The sequence below is a fragment of the Corynebacterium nasorum genome, from assembly GCF_022345765.1.
Lineage (GTDB): Bacteria > Actinomycetota > Actinomycetes > Mycobacteriales > Mycobacteriaceae > Corynebacterium > Corynebacterium kefirresidentii.
This window is the reverse complement of the sequence record NZ_JAKRDR010000005.1, coordinates 63,053-78,147: the sequence shown is the minus strand read 5'-3', so window position 1 is coordinate 78,147 and position 15,095 is coordinate 63,053. Positions and strand designations below refer to the sequence as shown.

Annotated in this window: 9 protein-coding genes; 3 read left to right on the top strand and 6 right to left on the bottom strand. The window is 59.6% G+C overall.

The window, feature by feature from the left end; genetic code table 11:
• Position 1 precedes the first annotated feature (1 nt).
• The 3 genes from MHK04_RS05515 to MHK04_RS05505 are packed head-to-tail and all read left to right on the top strand — an operon-like array spanning position 2 to position 3,498.
• Positions 2-2,155: an MMPL family transporter gene (locus MHK04_RS05515; protein ID WP_200288554.1), complete on the top strand. Its 2,154-nt coding sequence runs from the start codon at positions 2-4 to the stop codon at positions 2,153-2,155.
• The gene (locus MHK04_RS05510; RefSeq protein WP_200288553.1) at positions 2,156-3,172 is read left to right on the top strand and encodes a lysylphosphatidylglycerol synthase transmembrane domain-containing protein; all 1,017 of its coding nucleotides are present in this window, start codon (positions 2,156-2,158) and stop codon (positions 3,170-3,172) included. It abuts the gene before it with no gap.
• Positions 3,169-3,498, top strand: a complete 330-nt coding sequence (locus MHK04_RS05505) for a DUF3054 domain-containing protein (RefSeq protein ID WP_239208205.1) — start codon at positions 3,169-3,171, stop codon at positions 3,496-3,498. The genes MHK04_RS05510 and MHK04_RS05505 overlap by 4 nt, the downstream gene beginning before the upstream one ends.
• A gap of 196 nt (positions 3,499-3,694) precedes the next feature.
• Here the strand turns inward: MHK04_RS05505 and MHK04_RS05500 are convergent, their stop codons facing one another.
• The 6 genes from MHK04_RS05500 to MHK04_RS05475 form a co-directional block, all read right to left on the bottom strand.
• The gene (locus MHK04_RS05500; RefSeq protein ID WP_239208204.1) at positions 3,695-5,251 is read right to left on the bottom strand and encodes an acyl-CoA carboxylase subunit beta; all 1,557 of its coding nucleotides are present in this window, start codon (positions 5,249-5,251) and stop codon (positions 3,695-3,697) included.
• On the bottom strand, positions 5,226-9,920 hold the full coding sequence (locus MHK04_RS05495; protein ID WP_239227004.1) for a type I polyketide synthase: 4,695 nt from the start codon (positions 9,918-9,920) through the stop codon (positions 5,226-5,228). The genes MHK04_RS05500 and MHK04_RS05495 overlap by 26 nt, the downstream gene beginning before the upstream one ends.
• Positions 9,921-9,998: 78 nt before the next feature.
• Entirely contained in the window at positions 9,999-11,711 is a 1,713-nt protein-coding gene (locus tag MHK04_RS05490; protein WP_239208202.1) for an AMP-binding protein, read from the bottom strand.
• 59 nt (positions 11,712-11,770) lie between these two features.
• Positions 11,771-12,685 (bottom strand): cutinase family protein, encoded by a 915-nt coding sequence (locus tag MHK04_RS05485; RefSeq protein ID WP_023020061.1) that lies wholly within the window; start codon positions 12,683-12,685, stop codon positions 11,771-11,773.
• 22 nt (positions 12,686-12,707) lie between these two features.
• A complete protein-coding gene (locus MHK04_RS05480) occupies positions 12,708-13,139 on the bottom strand; it encodes a hypothetical protein (RefSeq protein WP_239208201.1) in 432 nt (143 codons plus the stop codon).
• A 2-nt stretch (positions 13,140-13,141) separates the two neighbouring features.
• Positions 13,142-15,088 carry an alpha/beta hydrolase-fold protein gene (locus tag MHK04_RS05475; RefSeq protein WP_023027781.1) on the bottom strand — a complete coding sequence of 649 codons (1,947 nt, stop codon included), beginning with the start codon at positions 15,086-15,088 and terminating at the stop codon, positions 13,142-13,144.
• Positions 15,089-15,095: the final 7 nt, after the last annotated feature.

The window sequence follows — 15,095 nt, the reverse complement described above, 5'->3', positions numbered from 1 at the left end:
AATGTTTGAAAAATGGGGACGTTTTTCCTATGCGCACCGCCGGCTCATCCCCGCCATCATCGTCGCCGCAATCCTTGCGCTCTTCATCGGCTTTGGCATGCAGCTCGAAGATCGCATGAGCCAGGAGGGCTGGGAGGATCCCAATGCGGCGTCGACAAGCGCGGCCCAGATCGAGCAGGAAACATTCGGCCGCGATAACTCCGGCGATGTTATCTTGCTCTTCCACTCCCCCGATGAGAACTTCGACGCCGCCAAGCAGCACTTGGCGCAGCTAAAAGCGGAGTACCCGGACCAGATTGACTCGGTGACCAGCTACTTCGACACGAAGAACCCGAACCTGGTCAATGACGATCACTCCCTCGCCTTCGCAGCCATCGGCCTCAAAGGCGATGACGAACAGACGCTGAAGGATTTCCGCGCCATCGAAGGCGCGCTGACGGATACCTCCGCCCCAGTAGAAATCGCGGGCGCTACCGCAGTTGCAGATGCCCTGGATGAGGGAATGTCCCATGACATCTCCCGCGCCGAAAAGGCTGCGCTGCCACTGGTAGGCATCCTCTTACTGGTGGTCTTTGGTTCCGTCGTTGCGGCTTGCATGCCGCTGGTGGTCGGCGGTCTCTCCATCTTGGGTTCTTTGGGCATCCTGTCCATCCTGGCCAGCTTCTCGCAGGTCAATGTCTTTGCCCAGGCCGTCGTCACGCTGCTGGGGCTCGGCCTAGCCATCGATTATGGCCTCTTTATGGTTTCGCGCTTCCGCGAGGAGCTCGACAAGGGCCGCTCCACTGAGGAAGCCGTGGCCACCACCACTGCAACGGCCGGCCAAACCGTGGTTTTCTCTGCAGCCATGGTTGCCGTTGCGCTCTCTGGCCTTTTCCTCTTCCCCCAGGCCTTCCTCAAGTCCGTGGCCTATGGTTCCATTTCTGCAGTCGGCTTGGCCGCGCTCCTTTCGGTCACCGTGCTGCCATCCTTTTTTGGCATGCTCGGCCCCAAGATCGATACCTGGTCTGTACGCCGCGCCTCTCGGACGGCACGCACGATTCAAGACACCTGGTGGTATAAGCTTCCGCGCTGGGCGATGCGCCATGCCCGCGGACTGACCATCGCCGTATGCGGCCTGCTCATCGCACTCACCCTGCCTATCATGAGCATTACCTTTGGCGGCATCAACGAGTCCTACCTGCCGCCCGACCAGGACACCCGCGTGGCGCAGGATAAATTCAACGAAGAGTTCCCAGCTTTCCGCACAGAGCCGGTCAAGCTCGTGGTGGAAAATGCCTCGAACCAGCAGCTTGTCGACGTCGTCATGCAGGTCCGCGGCCTCGACGGCCTCACCGAGCCCATGGCGCCGACGACCGCCACCAAGGACGGCACTACCGTCCTTTCCGCCGGCATTGAAGACCGCGATGACTACGCGAAGATCGTGCACGAGCTGGAAAAGGTCAAGGCCCCTGAAGGCGTGAACCTCTACGTGGGCGGTACTCCCGCCATGGAGGTGGAGTCCCTCGATGCGCTCTTCCACACGCTGCCGTGGATGGCGCTCTACGTGGTGCTAGCTACATTCCTGCTCATGGCCCTAGTCTTCGGCTCCTTTGTACTGCCGCTCAAGGCCATTGTGATGACACTGCTAACTCTTGGCGCAACGCTGGGCATCCTGACGTTGATGTTCGTTGCCGGCTTGGGCTCGGACATTCTCAACTTCACGCCCGGCCCGCTCATGAGCCCGATCTTGGTGCTCATCATCGCCATTGTCTACGGCCTGTCCACCGATTACGAGGTCTTTTTGGTCTCCCGTATGGTGGAGGCTCGCCGGCGCGGCGCTTCCACCGACGAGTCCATTGCAGCCGGCACCGCGCATACCGGCGGCATCATTACCGCAGCGGCGCTTATCATGATCGTGGTCTCGGGCGCATTCGGCTTCTCCGATATCGTGATGATGAAATACATTGCCTACGGCATGATTTTTGCCCTGCTTATCGACGCCACCATTGTCCGCATGCTCCTCGTCCCGGCCGTCATGCACTTGCTGCGCGAGGATAACTGGTGGGCCCCTAGCTGGCTGCGCCACGCCACCACCACCTTGACCGGCGGTACCACCCACCGCGGCAAGACTGTTCCCTTCTCTGAACTCAAACAACGCCTCGAAGGGGGTAAGTAAGTGAAGAATTGGCTGCGCCTCATCCTCTCGCTCATCGTCTTGCTGGTCTTGGTTTATGTCTTCCGCGATGAGCTGGACTTCTTGCGCGAAGGCTTTTCGCGGCTGTCCAATTCCAACCCGGCCGCGATAGCACTGGTCATCGTCGCCTCCATCGCGGCGGTACTCGCCATGGGTGAGGTCATGCGTCTGCTCATTCGCGCCGGCGGCGTCAAGGTACCGGCCTCAGAAACCGCAGCACTGACGTTAGCCGCTAATGCGTGGTCAACCACTCTTCCGGCCGGACCAGCCTTTTCCGCCATTCTCACCTTCTACGTGCAACGCACGTGGGGCGCGTCCGTCATGCTGTGTGGCTGGTTCTTCGTGCTGTCCTCTGCAATTTCCACGATGTGGCTCGTGCTCATCGGCTTGGGCGGCGTGCTCTTCCTCAATGCCGACATGGCTCTGTGGTCCCTCATTGGCACCCTGGTGCTCATGCTGGCGCTTTCTGGCGGTCTGTTCTGGCTGACCAATCATCCGGATACCATCATCCGCTGGCTCAACCGCCAAAAGCTCATTAAGGGCTCCAAGCGCGAAGCGCTCGTGGATCAGGTCAAAAATTTGGAAGAGGTCCACCTCACCCGCCGCCAATTCGCCTGGGTTTCCTTTTACTCCCTGGCCAACCGCCTCATCGATATGGTCTCGCTGTGGGGCTGTGTGTGGGCCGTGACCGGCCACCTGCCCGCCCTGCACGCGGGAGAGGACACCACGACGATGGCCGGTGTGGCGCTAGCGTATCTTACCGCCAAGCTGGCCGGCTCCGCCCAGGTCACGCCCGCCGGCCTGGGCACGGTAGAGGCCGCCATTATCGCCACCCTGGTTGCCACCGGTATGACCGCGGTGGATGCAACCGGCGCGGCAATCATTTATCGTCTGATTTCCTTTGCCCTTATCACCATCATTGGCTGGGTAATCTACTTCTGGCACTATGCTCGCAAGGGCATTACTTACGCCGCCTTGAATCGAAAGGAAAACGCATGAGAATCGCCCCCGTCATCGATATCATCGCCTTGATGCTCTTTGCTGTGGCCGCCCGTCTCGCCCACGGCGGACTAAGTTTTTCCACCTGGGTTGATGCTTTCTGGCCATGGGCCATCGGCGCGCTCATCGGCTGGGCTATCATCCTGGCCGCCAAGGTGCAGGGCAAGTGGAAGGAAGGCGGCGTCGTCTGGCTAAGCACCATCGTGGGCGGCATGGCCCTGTGGATGCTGGTCAATGGCCGGCTACCGCACTGGAGCTTCCTCATCGTGGCAACCGTCATGTCCGCGCTATTCTTCTTCGGCTGGCGGCTTTTCGCCCGCAAATAAAAATAAGGAGGGTTGAACCCTCCTTATTTTTTACTCGTTTTACTTGGAGCTTACCGGTACGCCTGCTTGATTGAGGATATCGGCTACGAAACCAATGATCTCGCTGATGAGATCCACAGCGCTAGATAGAATCATAAATAACTCCTTGACTAGGATTGGGACTTTATATTCCTATCGCTAATCCAAGCACATGACGTTACATCGGGGCAATGGTGCGCTTCTTCGGCAGGTCGCTTTCCTGCTTCGTTGCCAGCTGCCGCAGCGCTTGGCGGAGAGCCAACCGGGATTGACTCGGCTGAACCATGGCGTCCAAATAGCCGCGCTCGGCGGCGACATAGGGAGCGGTCATGGTCTCATCGTAGAAGTCCATGAACATCTTCTTAGTCATCTCGCGCTGCTCAGGGGTCTCGGCTGCGTCTAGCTGCTTACCGGCGATCATCACCACGGCGGCTGCGGCACCCATAACGGCGATCTGCGCGGTTGGCCACGCCAAGTTGATATCACCGGTGAGGTTCTTCGACCCCATCACGGCATAAGCACCGCCATAGGCCTTGCGCACGATGAGCGAAACCTTGGGCACGGTGGCTTCTACCACGGCGAAAGCAAACTTGGCGCCGCGGTGGATAAGGCCGACCTTTTCTTGCTCTACGCCTGGTAGGTAGCCCGGAGTATCCACCACGAAGACCAACGGAATGTTGTAGGCATCGCAGATGCGGATAAAACGTGCGCCCTTATCGGCGGCGTCCGCATCAATGCAGCCTGCAAGGTGCATGGGATTATTGGCTACAAATCCCACCGTCTTGCCATCGATGCGCCCAAAGGCGGTGATCATATTGGGCGCAAAGTTCTCTTGAATTTCAATGATGTCCTCGTCATCGCCCAATTGGGTCAACAAATCCATCATGTCGTAGCCGGCATTGGTGTCATCCGGCATGAAGGAGTTGAGGTCTTCGTCTTCGGCCACGTCGGCGTCGGAAGGCGCGGCGAATTCCGGGGCCTCATCAAAGCACGTTAGCGGCAGGTGGTCCAAGAGATCGCGCACCATGTCGAAGGCGTCTTCCTCAGAGGGAACGACGGCCGAAACGTTGCCGTTGAGCTCCTGCTGGCGAGCTCCACCCAGCTCGGCGGAGGTAATGTCCTCACCGGTGACCTCACGAATCACGTTGGGGCCAGTGACATACATTTCCGCTTCCTGGTCCACGGCAATCACAAAGTCCGTAGTCACAGGGGCATAGACAGCGCCACCGGCGGATTTACCCATCATGATGGAAATCTGCGGGCTGCGGCCGGACAGCGGCAGCTGGCGGCGGGCGATCTCGGAGTACATGGCCAGCGAGGTCACCGCATCCTGGATACGGGCGCCGCCGGAATCCTGAATGCCAATGACAGGGCAGCCAATCTTGATGGCCATATCCATGACCTCGGTAACCTTCTTGCCAAAGGTCACGCCGACAGATCCACCGTAGACGGTCTTATCGTGAGCGTAGATGCACACTGGGCGGCCGGAGATGCGGCCATAGCCGGTGACCACGCCATCAGAATAGATGGCCTCAGGGTCACCAGGGGTCTTACCCAGAGAACCAGTCTCGACGAAGGAACTCTCATCTAGCAGTTCATTGATGCGCTGGCGAGGCGTGGTGCGTCCAGCCTCGTCGCGGCGCTTGCGCGAGCGCTCACTTCCCGGGTCCTGCGCCTTATCCAGACGCTCACGCAGGTCAGCGAGTTTCTCAGCGGTTGTCTGCTTGGCCGCCACGTACCTTCTCCTCGATCCATTCGTTCATATGCTTGCCCACGATGCCGATGGCCGGCTCGTCCGGTACTGCAAGGTGATCGCCTTGCAGCTGCACAATTTCTAGATCCTTAACGATAACTCCCCAACCTCCGTCGGGGTCAATCTCAGCGTAGCGCGGCTCCAGCTCAATCGCACCGTCATGCATGCGCTCGGAGCGGAAAAGCAGAACCGGCACGGTCACATCGGCCCAGCGGTGGAAGTCAATCTTGGCCAGAATCTGGTTATCCACGAAGGAGGCACGCTGGTGCTCTAGCACGCCCGCGGCTAGGCCGTGCTCGGAGGCGTCGGTAGTAGCGAGGAACTCCGCCAACATGGTCATGAGCGCATCCTCGCCCATGGTCTCGAGCATCTCGTACGGCGGTTCAAAGTCCAGCCCGTAGGTCTTCTTGGCAAAGGCCGCGTAGCGCTCCCAGCGAGCACGGGTTTCCTCCGGGGTATCCGGGGCCGGGTGGGATGGCTGGGTGGTATCTAGCAGCGCAATAAACGCCACCTCTACCGAGTCCTGGGTGCGCTTGTGCAACTGGTAGGCCACCTCGTAGGCCAGCGCGCCGCCGAAGGACCAACCGCCGAGCACGACCTTGCGGCCACGAGCGTAGTGCAGGATGTCCTCGACATATACCTTGGCTCGCTCCTCTAGCGAACCCTCGATGCGCTCGACTCCGTAGACAGCCACATCCTCGGGCAGGCGGCGGGTCAGTGGCTGGTAGACCACCGTGGTGCCACCGGCTGGGTGGAACATGAATACAGCGGGGCCGTCGGCCTCGCGCAGCACGCGGATATTGCCCTCTACCTCGGTCTCTAGTCCCTCACGGACCAAGTCAGCCAGGCTCTCCAAGGACTCAGCCTCGTGGACCTGCTGGGTAGTGACTTCGATGCCTGCACGTTCGGTAAGGCGCTCGGCAATGTTGCTAGCAACCTCGTCGCTTATCTTGGGCAGTGCAGAGGTCACTCCCGCCGCGGCCTTGCCGGTAAAGGTAGCCCACGTGCCAAAGACCATGCGCTCGGAGGCATCGCGCGGGGCAACACCCACGCCCTGGCCCGGCTCATCTTCTTCTGGCGCAGGAGTGTCCTCGGAAGCAATCTCGCTGGTATCTACGTTACCGCCGGCTACGGCCTCTTCCACCATGGCAATGACGTCCGCCAGGGAGGCGTCGCGCAGCGCCTGCACCTGCAGCGGCGGAATCTGGAAGTCATTTTCCACGCGATTCTTAATGCGCATACCCATCAGGGAATCCAGGCCCAGGTCAATGAGCGGCAGCTCTCGCGGCAGGTCAGAGACGTCATAGCCCATGGACTCAGAAACGATGAGCGCGAGACGGTCCTCCACGGTTTCCTCCGTGGGATCCCAGCGCACGGCATCGACTTCTTCCGTCGCTGCAGGCGCGCTTTCAGGAACCTCAGCCACGCCTGGAATAGGCGCCGCACCCAAATCCAAAGCGGAGGCAAAGCCTTCCGCCACCAGCTCTGTCTGTGCACCACGAACAGCGTAGACAGCCACGGACATACCGCCGATGGACTGATTTACCACCGTGGTGACCTCGCCGTGCGGTGGCAAATCGGCGTGTTCCTCGGTGGCGATGATGCGTGCTCCTGGCTTGACGGCCTCGGCCGCAGCCTCGACGATGGCCAGGGCGGATGGCGCTTGGTCCGCATTGGTGGAGAAAGCAACCTTGCCCTCGGGCAGGTTAACGCGTGCGCCCGGCAGGCCAGAAACGCCAGCCGATGGACGGGCATTGGTCCAGAAGCGCTGGCGGTTGAACTGGGTATAGGGAGCCTCTACGCGTGCGCCAGAGCCAAAGACCGCACCGAAGTCCACCGGCATGCCGGCGACATAGAGCTTGCTGAGCAAGTCGAGGAGAGACTCGGTGGGATCTACCTTGCGCTTTAGGGCATACAGCAGTTGCGCATCGGCCTTGCCTACCGCAAAGGCGGTGGACATGAGCCCCATGAGCGCAACCGGGTTTGGCGAGATTTCTACCAGCTGGTTGTGCCCGGCAGCGAAGGCCGCCTCGGTGGCATCCTGCAGGTAGACCGAGTGGCGGGTCATGCGCAGCCAGTAATCCTCATCATGCACGGTGGTTCCAGGACGATAGACCGTGCCCTTATCGACGGAGGAAAATAGCGGGGTGTGCAGCGGCTTGGCTTCCATACCTGCGATGGCAGCATGCAACTCTCCCAGGATGGGGTCTACGGCCGAAGTGTGCCCGGCCGCCTTCACATTGAGAGCGCGGGCGAATTTGCCCTCGCCATCGAGCTTTTCCACCAAGTCCAGCACCTCTTGGCGCGGGCCGCCCACGGTGGTCATACCTGGACCGGTGTACACGGCAGGCTCGATGTTTCCATCAAGCGCGGCAATATCCTCGGCAGAGAGCTCAACTACGGCCATGGCTCCTTGTTCGGCATCGCTTAGCGACGCCTCACCTTCACCCATCAACCGCGCGCGGTGGCAGGCGATTACCATAGCGTCCTCGGCGGAAATACCGCCCGCGGCATAGGCCGCTGCGATCTCGCCCATGGACATGCCCATCACACCGGCAGGGCGCACACCAAAGGAGGCCAGCAAGTCCGTCACTGCAATCTGGATAGCAGTAATGGCTACCTGAGCAGTCTCGGTGTCATATGTTTGCGCATCATCGTTGACAATGTCCATGATGGACCACCCGGACTCAAAGTCCACGATTTTATCTAGCTCTTCCAAGCGGGCCTTGAACTGTGGCGAGAGCGCAATCATGTCCTTGGCCATCTTGCGGTGCTGAGAGCCAAATCCGGAGTACACAAATACCGGACCCGGCACCTGCGGGGAATCCGCAGCGGCAATTCCCACGGAAACCTTGCCCTCGGCCACCTGGCGCAGGCGCTTGACTGCTTCCTCGGCGGAGCTAGCCACCACGACGGCGCGAGAGCGGGAGTGATTGCGGCGGGCGACGGTACGGCCGACGTCGACAAGCGCGGGCTTTTCCGCCTCAATGAAGTCCGCCAACAGGGCCGCAGCGCGTGCCCGGCGCGATGGCAAGAGGCCAGAGACCGGCAACGCGACCGTGTCGGTGGAAAGCTGCGGCTCGCGCTCGGCCGGGGTGCCGCGGTAATCGGTGAGCACGACGTGCGCATTGGTGCCACCAAAGCCAAAACCGGATACGCCAGCGACCTTGCGGCCGGAGTATTCGGGCCACTCGCGCGGGTCCTCGACTACTTCCAGGCGCTCGGCTTCGAAATCGATATAACGGTTCGGCGCCGAGTAATTGATATTCGCCGGAATCACATCATTGCGCATGGCCTGGATGACCTTGATAAGGCCCACCACGCCCGCAGCAGATTCGGAGTGGCCGATATTGGTTTTGGCAGATCCCAGCAAAATCGGCGCATCCGCGCCACGACCGGCGCCGAGCACCCGCCCCAAAGCGGAAGCTTCGATCGGATCACCCAAGATGGTGCCGGTGCCGTGGGCTTCGATATAGTCCACGTCCTGCGGATTCACGCCCGCATCGGCATAAGCTCGGCGGAGAACATCCTCCTGTGCCTCCGGATTCGGGGCGGTCAAGCCATTGGAGTGCCCATCGGAGTTGACGGCCGAGCCTTTAATGACAGCCAAGATATCGTCGCCGTCCGCCTCCGCGTCCTCCAAACGCTTGAGGACGAGGACACCAGCGGCATCGGCGCGCACGATGCCATCGGCGTCGTCAGAAAAAGCGTGAATGGCACTCGTCGGAGAGGTAACGCCCAATTCAGAAAACGCCGTCGACGCGTGGGGAGCGGCGAGGATATTTATGCCACCGGCCAGCGCCACGTCCGCGCTTCCCGTGCGCAAGTCCTTCACCGCCTGATTGACGGCTACGAGGGAGGAGGAGCAGGCCGTATCCACATTGATGGAAGGGCCGCGGAAATCCAGGGCATAGGAAATGCGATTGGCCACCACAGCCGAAGAAATACCGGTCAGCGCATAAGGATGCATCTCGGCAGAATCGGCGGCGATGAGCATGCCATAGTCATTATTGGTCGAGCCCATGTACACACCAGTCTGCGTGCCGCGCAGCTCGTTGGCAGGAACACCAGCGTTTTCTAGCGCTTCCCACACCAGCTCCAACAGGATGCGCTGCTGGGGGTCCATATTGGCGGCTTCGAGTGGAGAAAGACCAAAGAATTCAGCGTCGAAGGAAGCAATATCCTCGATATAGCCACCATCGGTATTTTGCTGGGCGATCTTCTCGCTCATTACAGGGTCCGCCGAGTACTCGGACCAACGTCCTACCGGCAGTGGACCTGTTCCGGCGCGGGATTCGGCCAGCATGGACCAGAATTCCTGGGCATTTTTTGCACCCGGGAAGCGGCCCGAAAGACCAATAACCGCGACATCGGCTCCATGCGCTATGCGAGGAGAGTGCGCCTCAGGCTGAGGCGCTGGAGCGTTCAACAGGCGATTTGCCAGCAATTCGATGGTTGGGTACTCGTATGCCACGGTGGCATCGAGGCGGGTACCGAGTAGATTTTCCAGTTCGCCAGATAGCACTACAGCATCCCGCGAAGAAAGACCATAGTTTTCCAGGGGCTTGGAATCTAGGATCTCTTCTGGGGAAACACCGGTGGCCTGGGCGACCCAGTCACGCAGCCATGCTCGCAGTTGCTCGATGGTCATAAAAGGTCTTTCATTACGAGAAGTTATTAAATGGCAAGAGGGTATATCGCTATATTTTGTCACTTTGTTAGCGATAAATCAGATCCCTACATAGTTCTTCTTAGCTACACGGCGCGCAATCTTGCCGGAAGAAGTACGGTTGATTTCCCCTGGGGCCTTCCACACGATGTCATCTGGCGTAATTCCATGATGCGAGGTGACGGCGGTGCGGATGACTGCGGACGCCTCTGCATCGCCGGCCGGCTGCGCATCATCGGCGCGCTCCACCAACAATACGAGAGATTCAGAATCCTTGCCTTCCACAGAGAAGGCGGCAACGGAGTCCGGTCGCACCTGCGTGGACGCTGCTTGTACGGTGCTTTCAATATCCTGCGGATAGTGATTGCGCCCAGCGATGACGATGAGGTCCTTCAGGCGGCCAGTGATATAAAGCTCACCATCCACGATGGCGGCTAGGTCACCGGTTGCCATCCAGTAATCGTCTTCTGGCAGGCCGTCCTGCTGGCGCTCACCCAAGGTATTGCGGAAGGTCACGGCGGTTTCCTCAGGCCGATTGAGGTAGCCGGTAGCCATATTGGGACCATGCACCCAGATTTCACCGATTACGCCGTCCTTGACCTCAGCGCGCGTTTCCGGGTCCACGATGGCAAGGTGCTGATGCGGCACGCACTGCCCATTGGACGCATAGGCCACAGTCGCGTCGGACTTATCCTCGATGATGGCGCGTCCCGCGGCCAGTTCGGCACGATTGAAGTGGGAGATGACTGGGCGCTTGTCGGTTTGCGGGGTAGATACAATAAGCGCCGCCTCTGCCAGACCATAGGACGGGCGCAGCACGGAACGATCCACGCTGAAGGCATTCAAGAAGGAATCCACGGCCGCCTCCGTTACCGGCTCTGAGCCGATAATGATGCCTGCTACGTGCGAGAAATCAGCATCCTTGGCATGGCGCGCGGCCAGTTCCAGCGCAAAGTTGGGGATAGCGGAGTACGTAGCTTGCTCGCCGGCGGTCAAACGCCGGATCCAGCGGTCTGGGTGTTGGATGAAATCGCGTGGGGTCATCATCTCGAAGTCCAAGCCCAAAATGGTAACGAATACGGCCAAAATGATGCCCATATCGTGGTGCATTGGCAGCCAGGAGACGATGCGAGCCGGCATCTGCAATTGCAGTGCTTGGAAGATCTGCGCAACATTGGTGATAATCGCTCGGTTGGTGAGCTCCACGCCGGCCGGGGTCCGAGTGGACCCAGACGTGTACTGCAGGAAAGCGGTGTCCTCCGCGCTTCCCTCCACGGGTGTCCAAGAACCAGCCAAGGAATCAGGAAGAGCATCGAGGGAAATAATCCGCGGGCGCTCACGCTGGGCAGAGAAGTACTTACGCACAGCGGCGGCAGAAACACGATTCGTCACCACGATAGGCGGTTCGCAATCACCGAATACCGCCTCCAGGTGGTCCGCGTGGCCCGGTTCATTGGGGTCATAAAGCGGAATCGGCACCATACCCGCGTACAGTGCACCCAAGAAGCCAAAGACGTATTCCGGTGAATTACCAGCCAAGATGGCAACGCGGGTGCCCGGATCTGCTACCTGCTGCAGTCGCGCCGCCACCACCTTGATGCGTTTATTGACCTGCGCGCGGCTAAGCTCCCGGCAGGTTTCTTCCTCACCGTAGATCCACTGGCGCATAACCACACGGTCTGGGTCAGTCTCCGCCTGGTAGAGCCTTTCTGCCAGCTGGGCCAAACTGAACTCGGGCGCTAGGAATTGCCCCATCTGCGCTTTCAGATCCATGGAATCTCCTTAAGTGAATGGTTTCTTTAATAAAACTATCGGAGGGTGGGGAATTGCTGTTACGCGGCGTCGATAAGCTGTCGGGCCCAGCCCACTACCCACTGGTTAGCCGTCGTGCCATCAATGACACCACTATTAGAGGCGTACTGCGCATGGACGCCATTCGCGGCAATCAAACCCTGCGCGCGCTCCAGCGCATTAGACACGTTTGGCGGGGCATCACAGACTGAATCATTGGGCGCACAAATCTGGAAGGTCCGATCCGCCAAGCTACCGAACCCATTCGGGCGCGCACCACGCATGGACGCACCCGGAACGATGGGCTGAACTAAACCGGATACCGGCTGGAGGGCAATTTCCGCACCCACGCCGCCGACCTTGCGGCCTGGGTTTTGGCCAACGCCATTTTGGCGGCGACCATCTGCAATAAGGGCCACACCTGCAATGCTTTCCGCCGGCACTGCACCCTGGCCGCCACCGATCTCATCGGCAACGTCACCTGCAATGACCGCCCCCTGAGAAAAGCCACTCACAATGAATTTGGTTGCCGGGCAGCTCTCATGCACACTGCGCAGCTCATCATTCATCTTGGCGGTTCCCTCATTGCGGGAATCGTCGTAGCTCATTTCATGCTGTGCATTGATGTTTTTAAACTGCGCGGTATAAGGAAGGGTCCATACCTTCACGTCCTCCCCGTAGGCCTCCTGCAATGGCTTCGTAATAGACAGCATGAACGAGCGCGGATTGGCAGAAGGATTAAGGGGATCGTCGTCAGCCGCAGATTCCCACGTACCCGGGGCGGAAATGAACTCCACGCGCGGGCACCACTCGGGCTGCTGCGGCGGTGGCGCAGCCTGCTCCGTGGAATGCGGAGCTGGGGAGTCATCCGTTCCACTATTGAGGTAACGCGACGCGCCCACGCCGATAACAGCTAAAACGACGAGGACTGCGACAACGGTAATGGTTTTTCTCATGGATTAGTTGTACCAGGTGAACCTAGCAAATCCCTGTACGTGCGGAATCCGTAATCAGCTTAGAAAGCTCTTCAAAGCCCATCGTGGTGCGCTGTTGCTCAACAAGCTGGCCGGCGACCGCAGAGAGGGTGACATCATTCTCATCACAGGCTGCTTTGCCCGCGCCGAGGAGCTGATCTTCTACGCCATCAACGTTGACGCCGGCGTCTTTTAGCCTGCCTAGGTACTTGGCTTCCGATTCCGGCAGCTCGGCGGTGGGAATTTCAGAGATCTCACGCGCACCGCGGTCTTCCTGCGACTTAGAGGATGTCTCTTCCGCAGAGGTAGGGGCCTCCGACTCCCGCTCGAGGGGCGCGACCTCGGTCTCTTGCGAAGGTTTGCTATCCACCGTGGCAGAACCGCACCCCGCAAGGGTCAAGCACAGCGCCGCGCCCACTACTACTAGCTTGCGCATGACTACTTCTTCTCGGTCCGAACCTGGCCCAGAACCTCGCTGATCTTGCCGTGCTGGAATTCCTGGCTCAAGCCACCAGCGGCAATCTCGGAGTAGTCAGAGGTAGGCCAGCCGAACTCGCCCTGCTCCCAGCCAGCCTGGCCCCAGCGGTCCATAATCTTGCTCTTCAGAATGTAGTGCGCACCAGTCTTCGGGGACCAGTAGATGCTGCCCTTTTCAAAGGTCTGGAAGAAGCCGCCATTGACGGCGTTCTCTCCTGACGTCGGGAAGCCGAGCGCAGACTCCGCGCCGCCCATGTCCTTGTATTTGGCGCCGATAGCACCGTGTACTACCTGGTTGGAGCCATCCGGGTTACGGGTAAGGATTCCGTCCTGGAATTCCTGCATGTAGCCCTCACCAACCTTCTTTACCGAGCCGGTCGGGTACTTCAGGTCGCCCTTTTCGTAGCCATTCTTGCCCCAAGCCTGGAACATATCGCCGGTAATCTCCCAAGCGCCAGTCTCCGGGGACCAGTAGATGGAGCCGTGCTCAAAGTGCACGAAGCGGCCCTTGCCATCTGGCGTCTTGGACTCGCCGGTCTTCGGGAAGCCAAGCCAGGAGGTTGGTCCGCCGATTTCGGCGTAGCGAGCACCAATGCGGCCGAAGAGGGCATGCGCACCGGTGTCTGGAGACCAGTAAGCGGTGCCAGACTCGAAGTCCTGGGCCTTGCCCTTCTTAGCGACGTCGTACTCATTATTCAAGCAAGAGCCAATAACGCCGCTCTTGGTCTCCTTAGCGATGGCTCCGATTGCCTCACAGTCCGCACCGCGGTCGGCCTTGTCCATCTGCAATGCATCTGCGATGTATGGCCATGCCTGCTGCATCTCAAACTGCCAGTATTCCCAGCTGTGCACGCCGGATGGGCGGAACTTAACCACAGGGTCAATCTTGGCGCGCTTCGCATAATCAACATAGGTCTGGGTGGACATACGGGAGATGACCTCCAAGCCCATGCCAGCGAGGTTTGCCTGGCCCTTAGCCACGGAGTTGGCGTTGCCAAAGTCATCCTTGCCCGAACCTGCGGAGACATATACCTTCATGTCCTTCAGGTTTTCAATGCCCAGCTTTGGATCATGGTCGATCCAGTTTTGGGAGCCCGGCTGGCCCCACATCTTGCGGGAATCATAACCGCCGGCATCGCGCTGCGAAGCCATGATGGCTTCCGGCATGCCACGCGTAGTGGTATCGAGGTAGCCGGAGAAAGAACCCACGAAGCTAAACAGGTGCGGGTTGCGCTCAGCCAGGTTCATCGCGGCAGTACCGCCCATGGACAGGCCGGTTACCGCGCGCTTGTGGTTGGAGCGGTACTCATTGTCCAGGATCGGGATCAATTCCTTGGTCAGGAAGGTCTCCCACATATAGTGCTTACCGCGGTCTGCTTGCTCCCAGTCCGAGTAGAAGGAAGACTCGCCGCCTACCGGCATGATCAGGTTGACGTTGCGGTCGGCGTACTGGTTCAAAATATTGGTTTCAATGGTCCAGCCGGACTCATCGTCACGTGCACGCAGGCCATCCAGTGCCCATACCTCTGGGAACTTCTTTTCTGGGTGGGAGTACCAGTCACGGGCGAGCTGGATTTGCACCTTCTGCTCTTTGTCCGGCATCGCCGCAGACTTGATGTAGACCATCAAGTGGCGGTTGGTTAGGTACTCCACGCGGTTGATCTTCACGCCCTCCGGCAGGCCCTTAACATCCGGGTATTCGGTGTTCAGCGGGGTGCGGGCGGGTGGATCCTTCGGTGCGAAATGATCGGACAGGCTGGAATCGCCGCCGATTGCGGAAGAGAGATCGCCTACAGAAGATTGTGCGGTGGCGTTTGGCAGCAGGGCCAAACCCACGGCGATGGCGGTAGGTACTGCGGCCACAGCAAGGCCCTTGCGAGCCTTGCTCGGGGAAGTGCTTTTGCGCATAGGTAAA

Coding starts and splice junctions, on each gene's coding strand:
- MHK04_RS05515 (WP_200288554.1), top strand. CDS start 2: ATGTTTGAAAAATGGGGACGTTTTTCCTATGCGCACCGCCGGCTCATC.
- MHK04_RS05505 (WP_239208205.1), top strand. CDS start 3,169: ATGAGAATCGCCCCCGTCATCGATATCATCGCCTTGATGCTCTTTGCT.
- MHK04_RS05495 (WP_239227004.1), bottom strand. CDS start 9,920: ATGACCATCGAGCAACTGCGAGCATGGCTGCGTGACTGGGTCGCCCAG.
- MHK04_RS05490 (WP_239208202.1), bottom strand. CDS start 11,711: ATGGATCTGAAAGCGCAGATGGGGCAATTCCTAGCGCCCGAGTTCAGT.
- MHK04_RS05485 (WP_023020061.1), bottom strand. CDS start 12,685: ATGAGAAAAACCATTACCGTTGTCGCAGTCCTCGTCGTTTTAGCTGTT.
- MHK04_RS05480 (WP_239208201.1), bottom strand. CDS start 13,139: ATGCGCAAGCTAGTAGTAGTGGGCGCGGCGCTGTGCTTGACCCTTGCG.
- MHK04_RS05475 (WP_023027781.1), bottom strand. CDS start 15,088: ATGCGCAAAAGCACTTCCCCGAGCAAGGCTCGCAAGGGCCTTGCTGTG.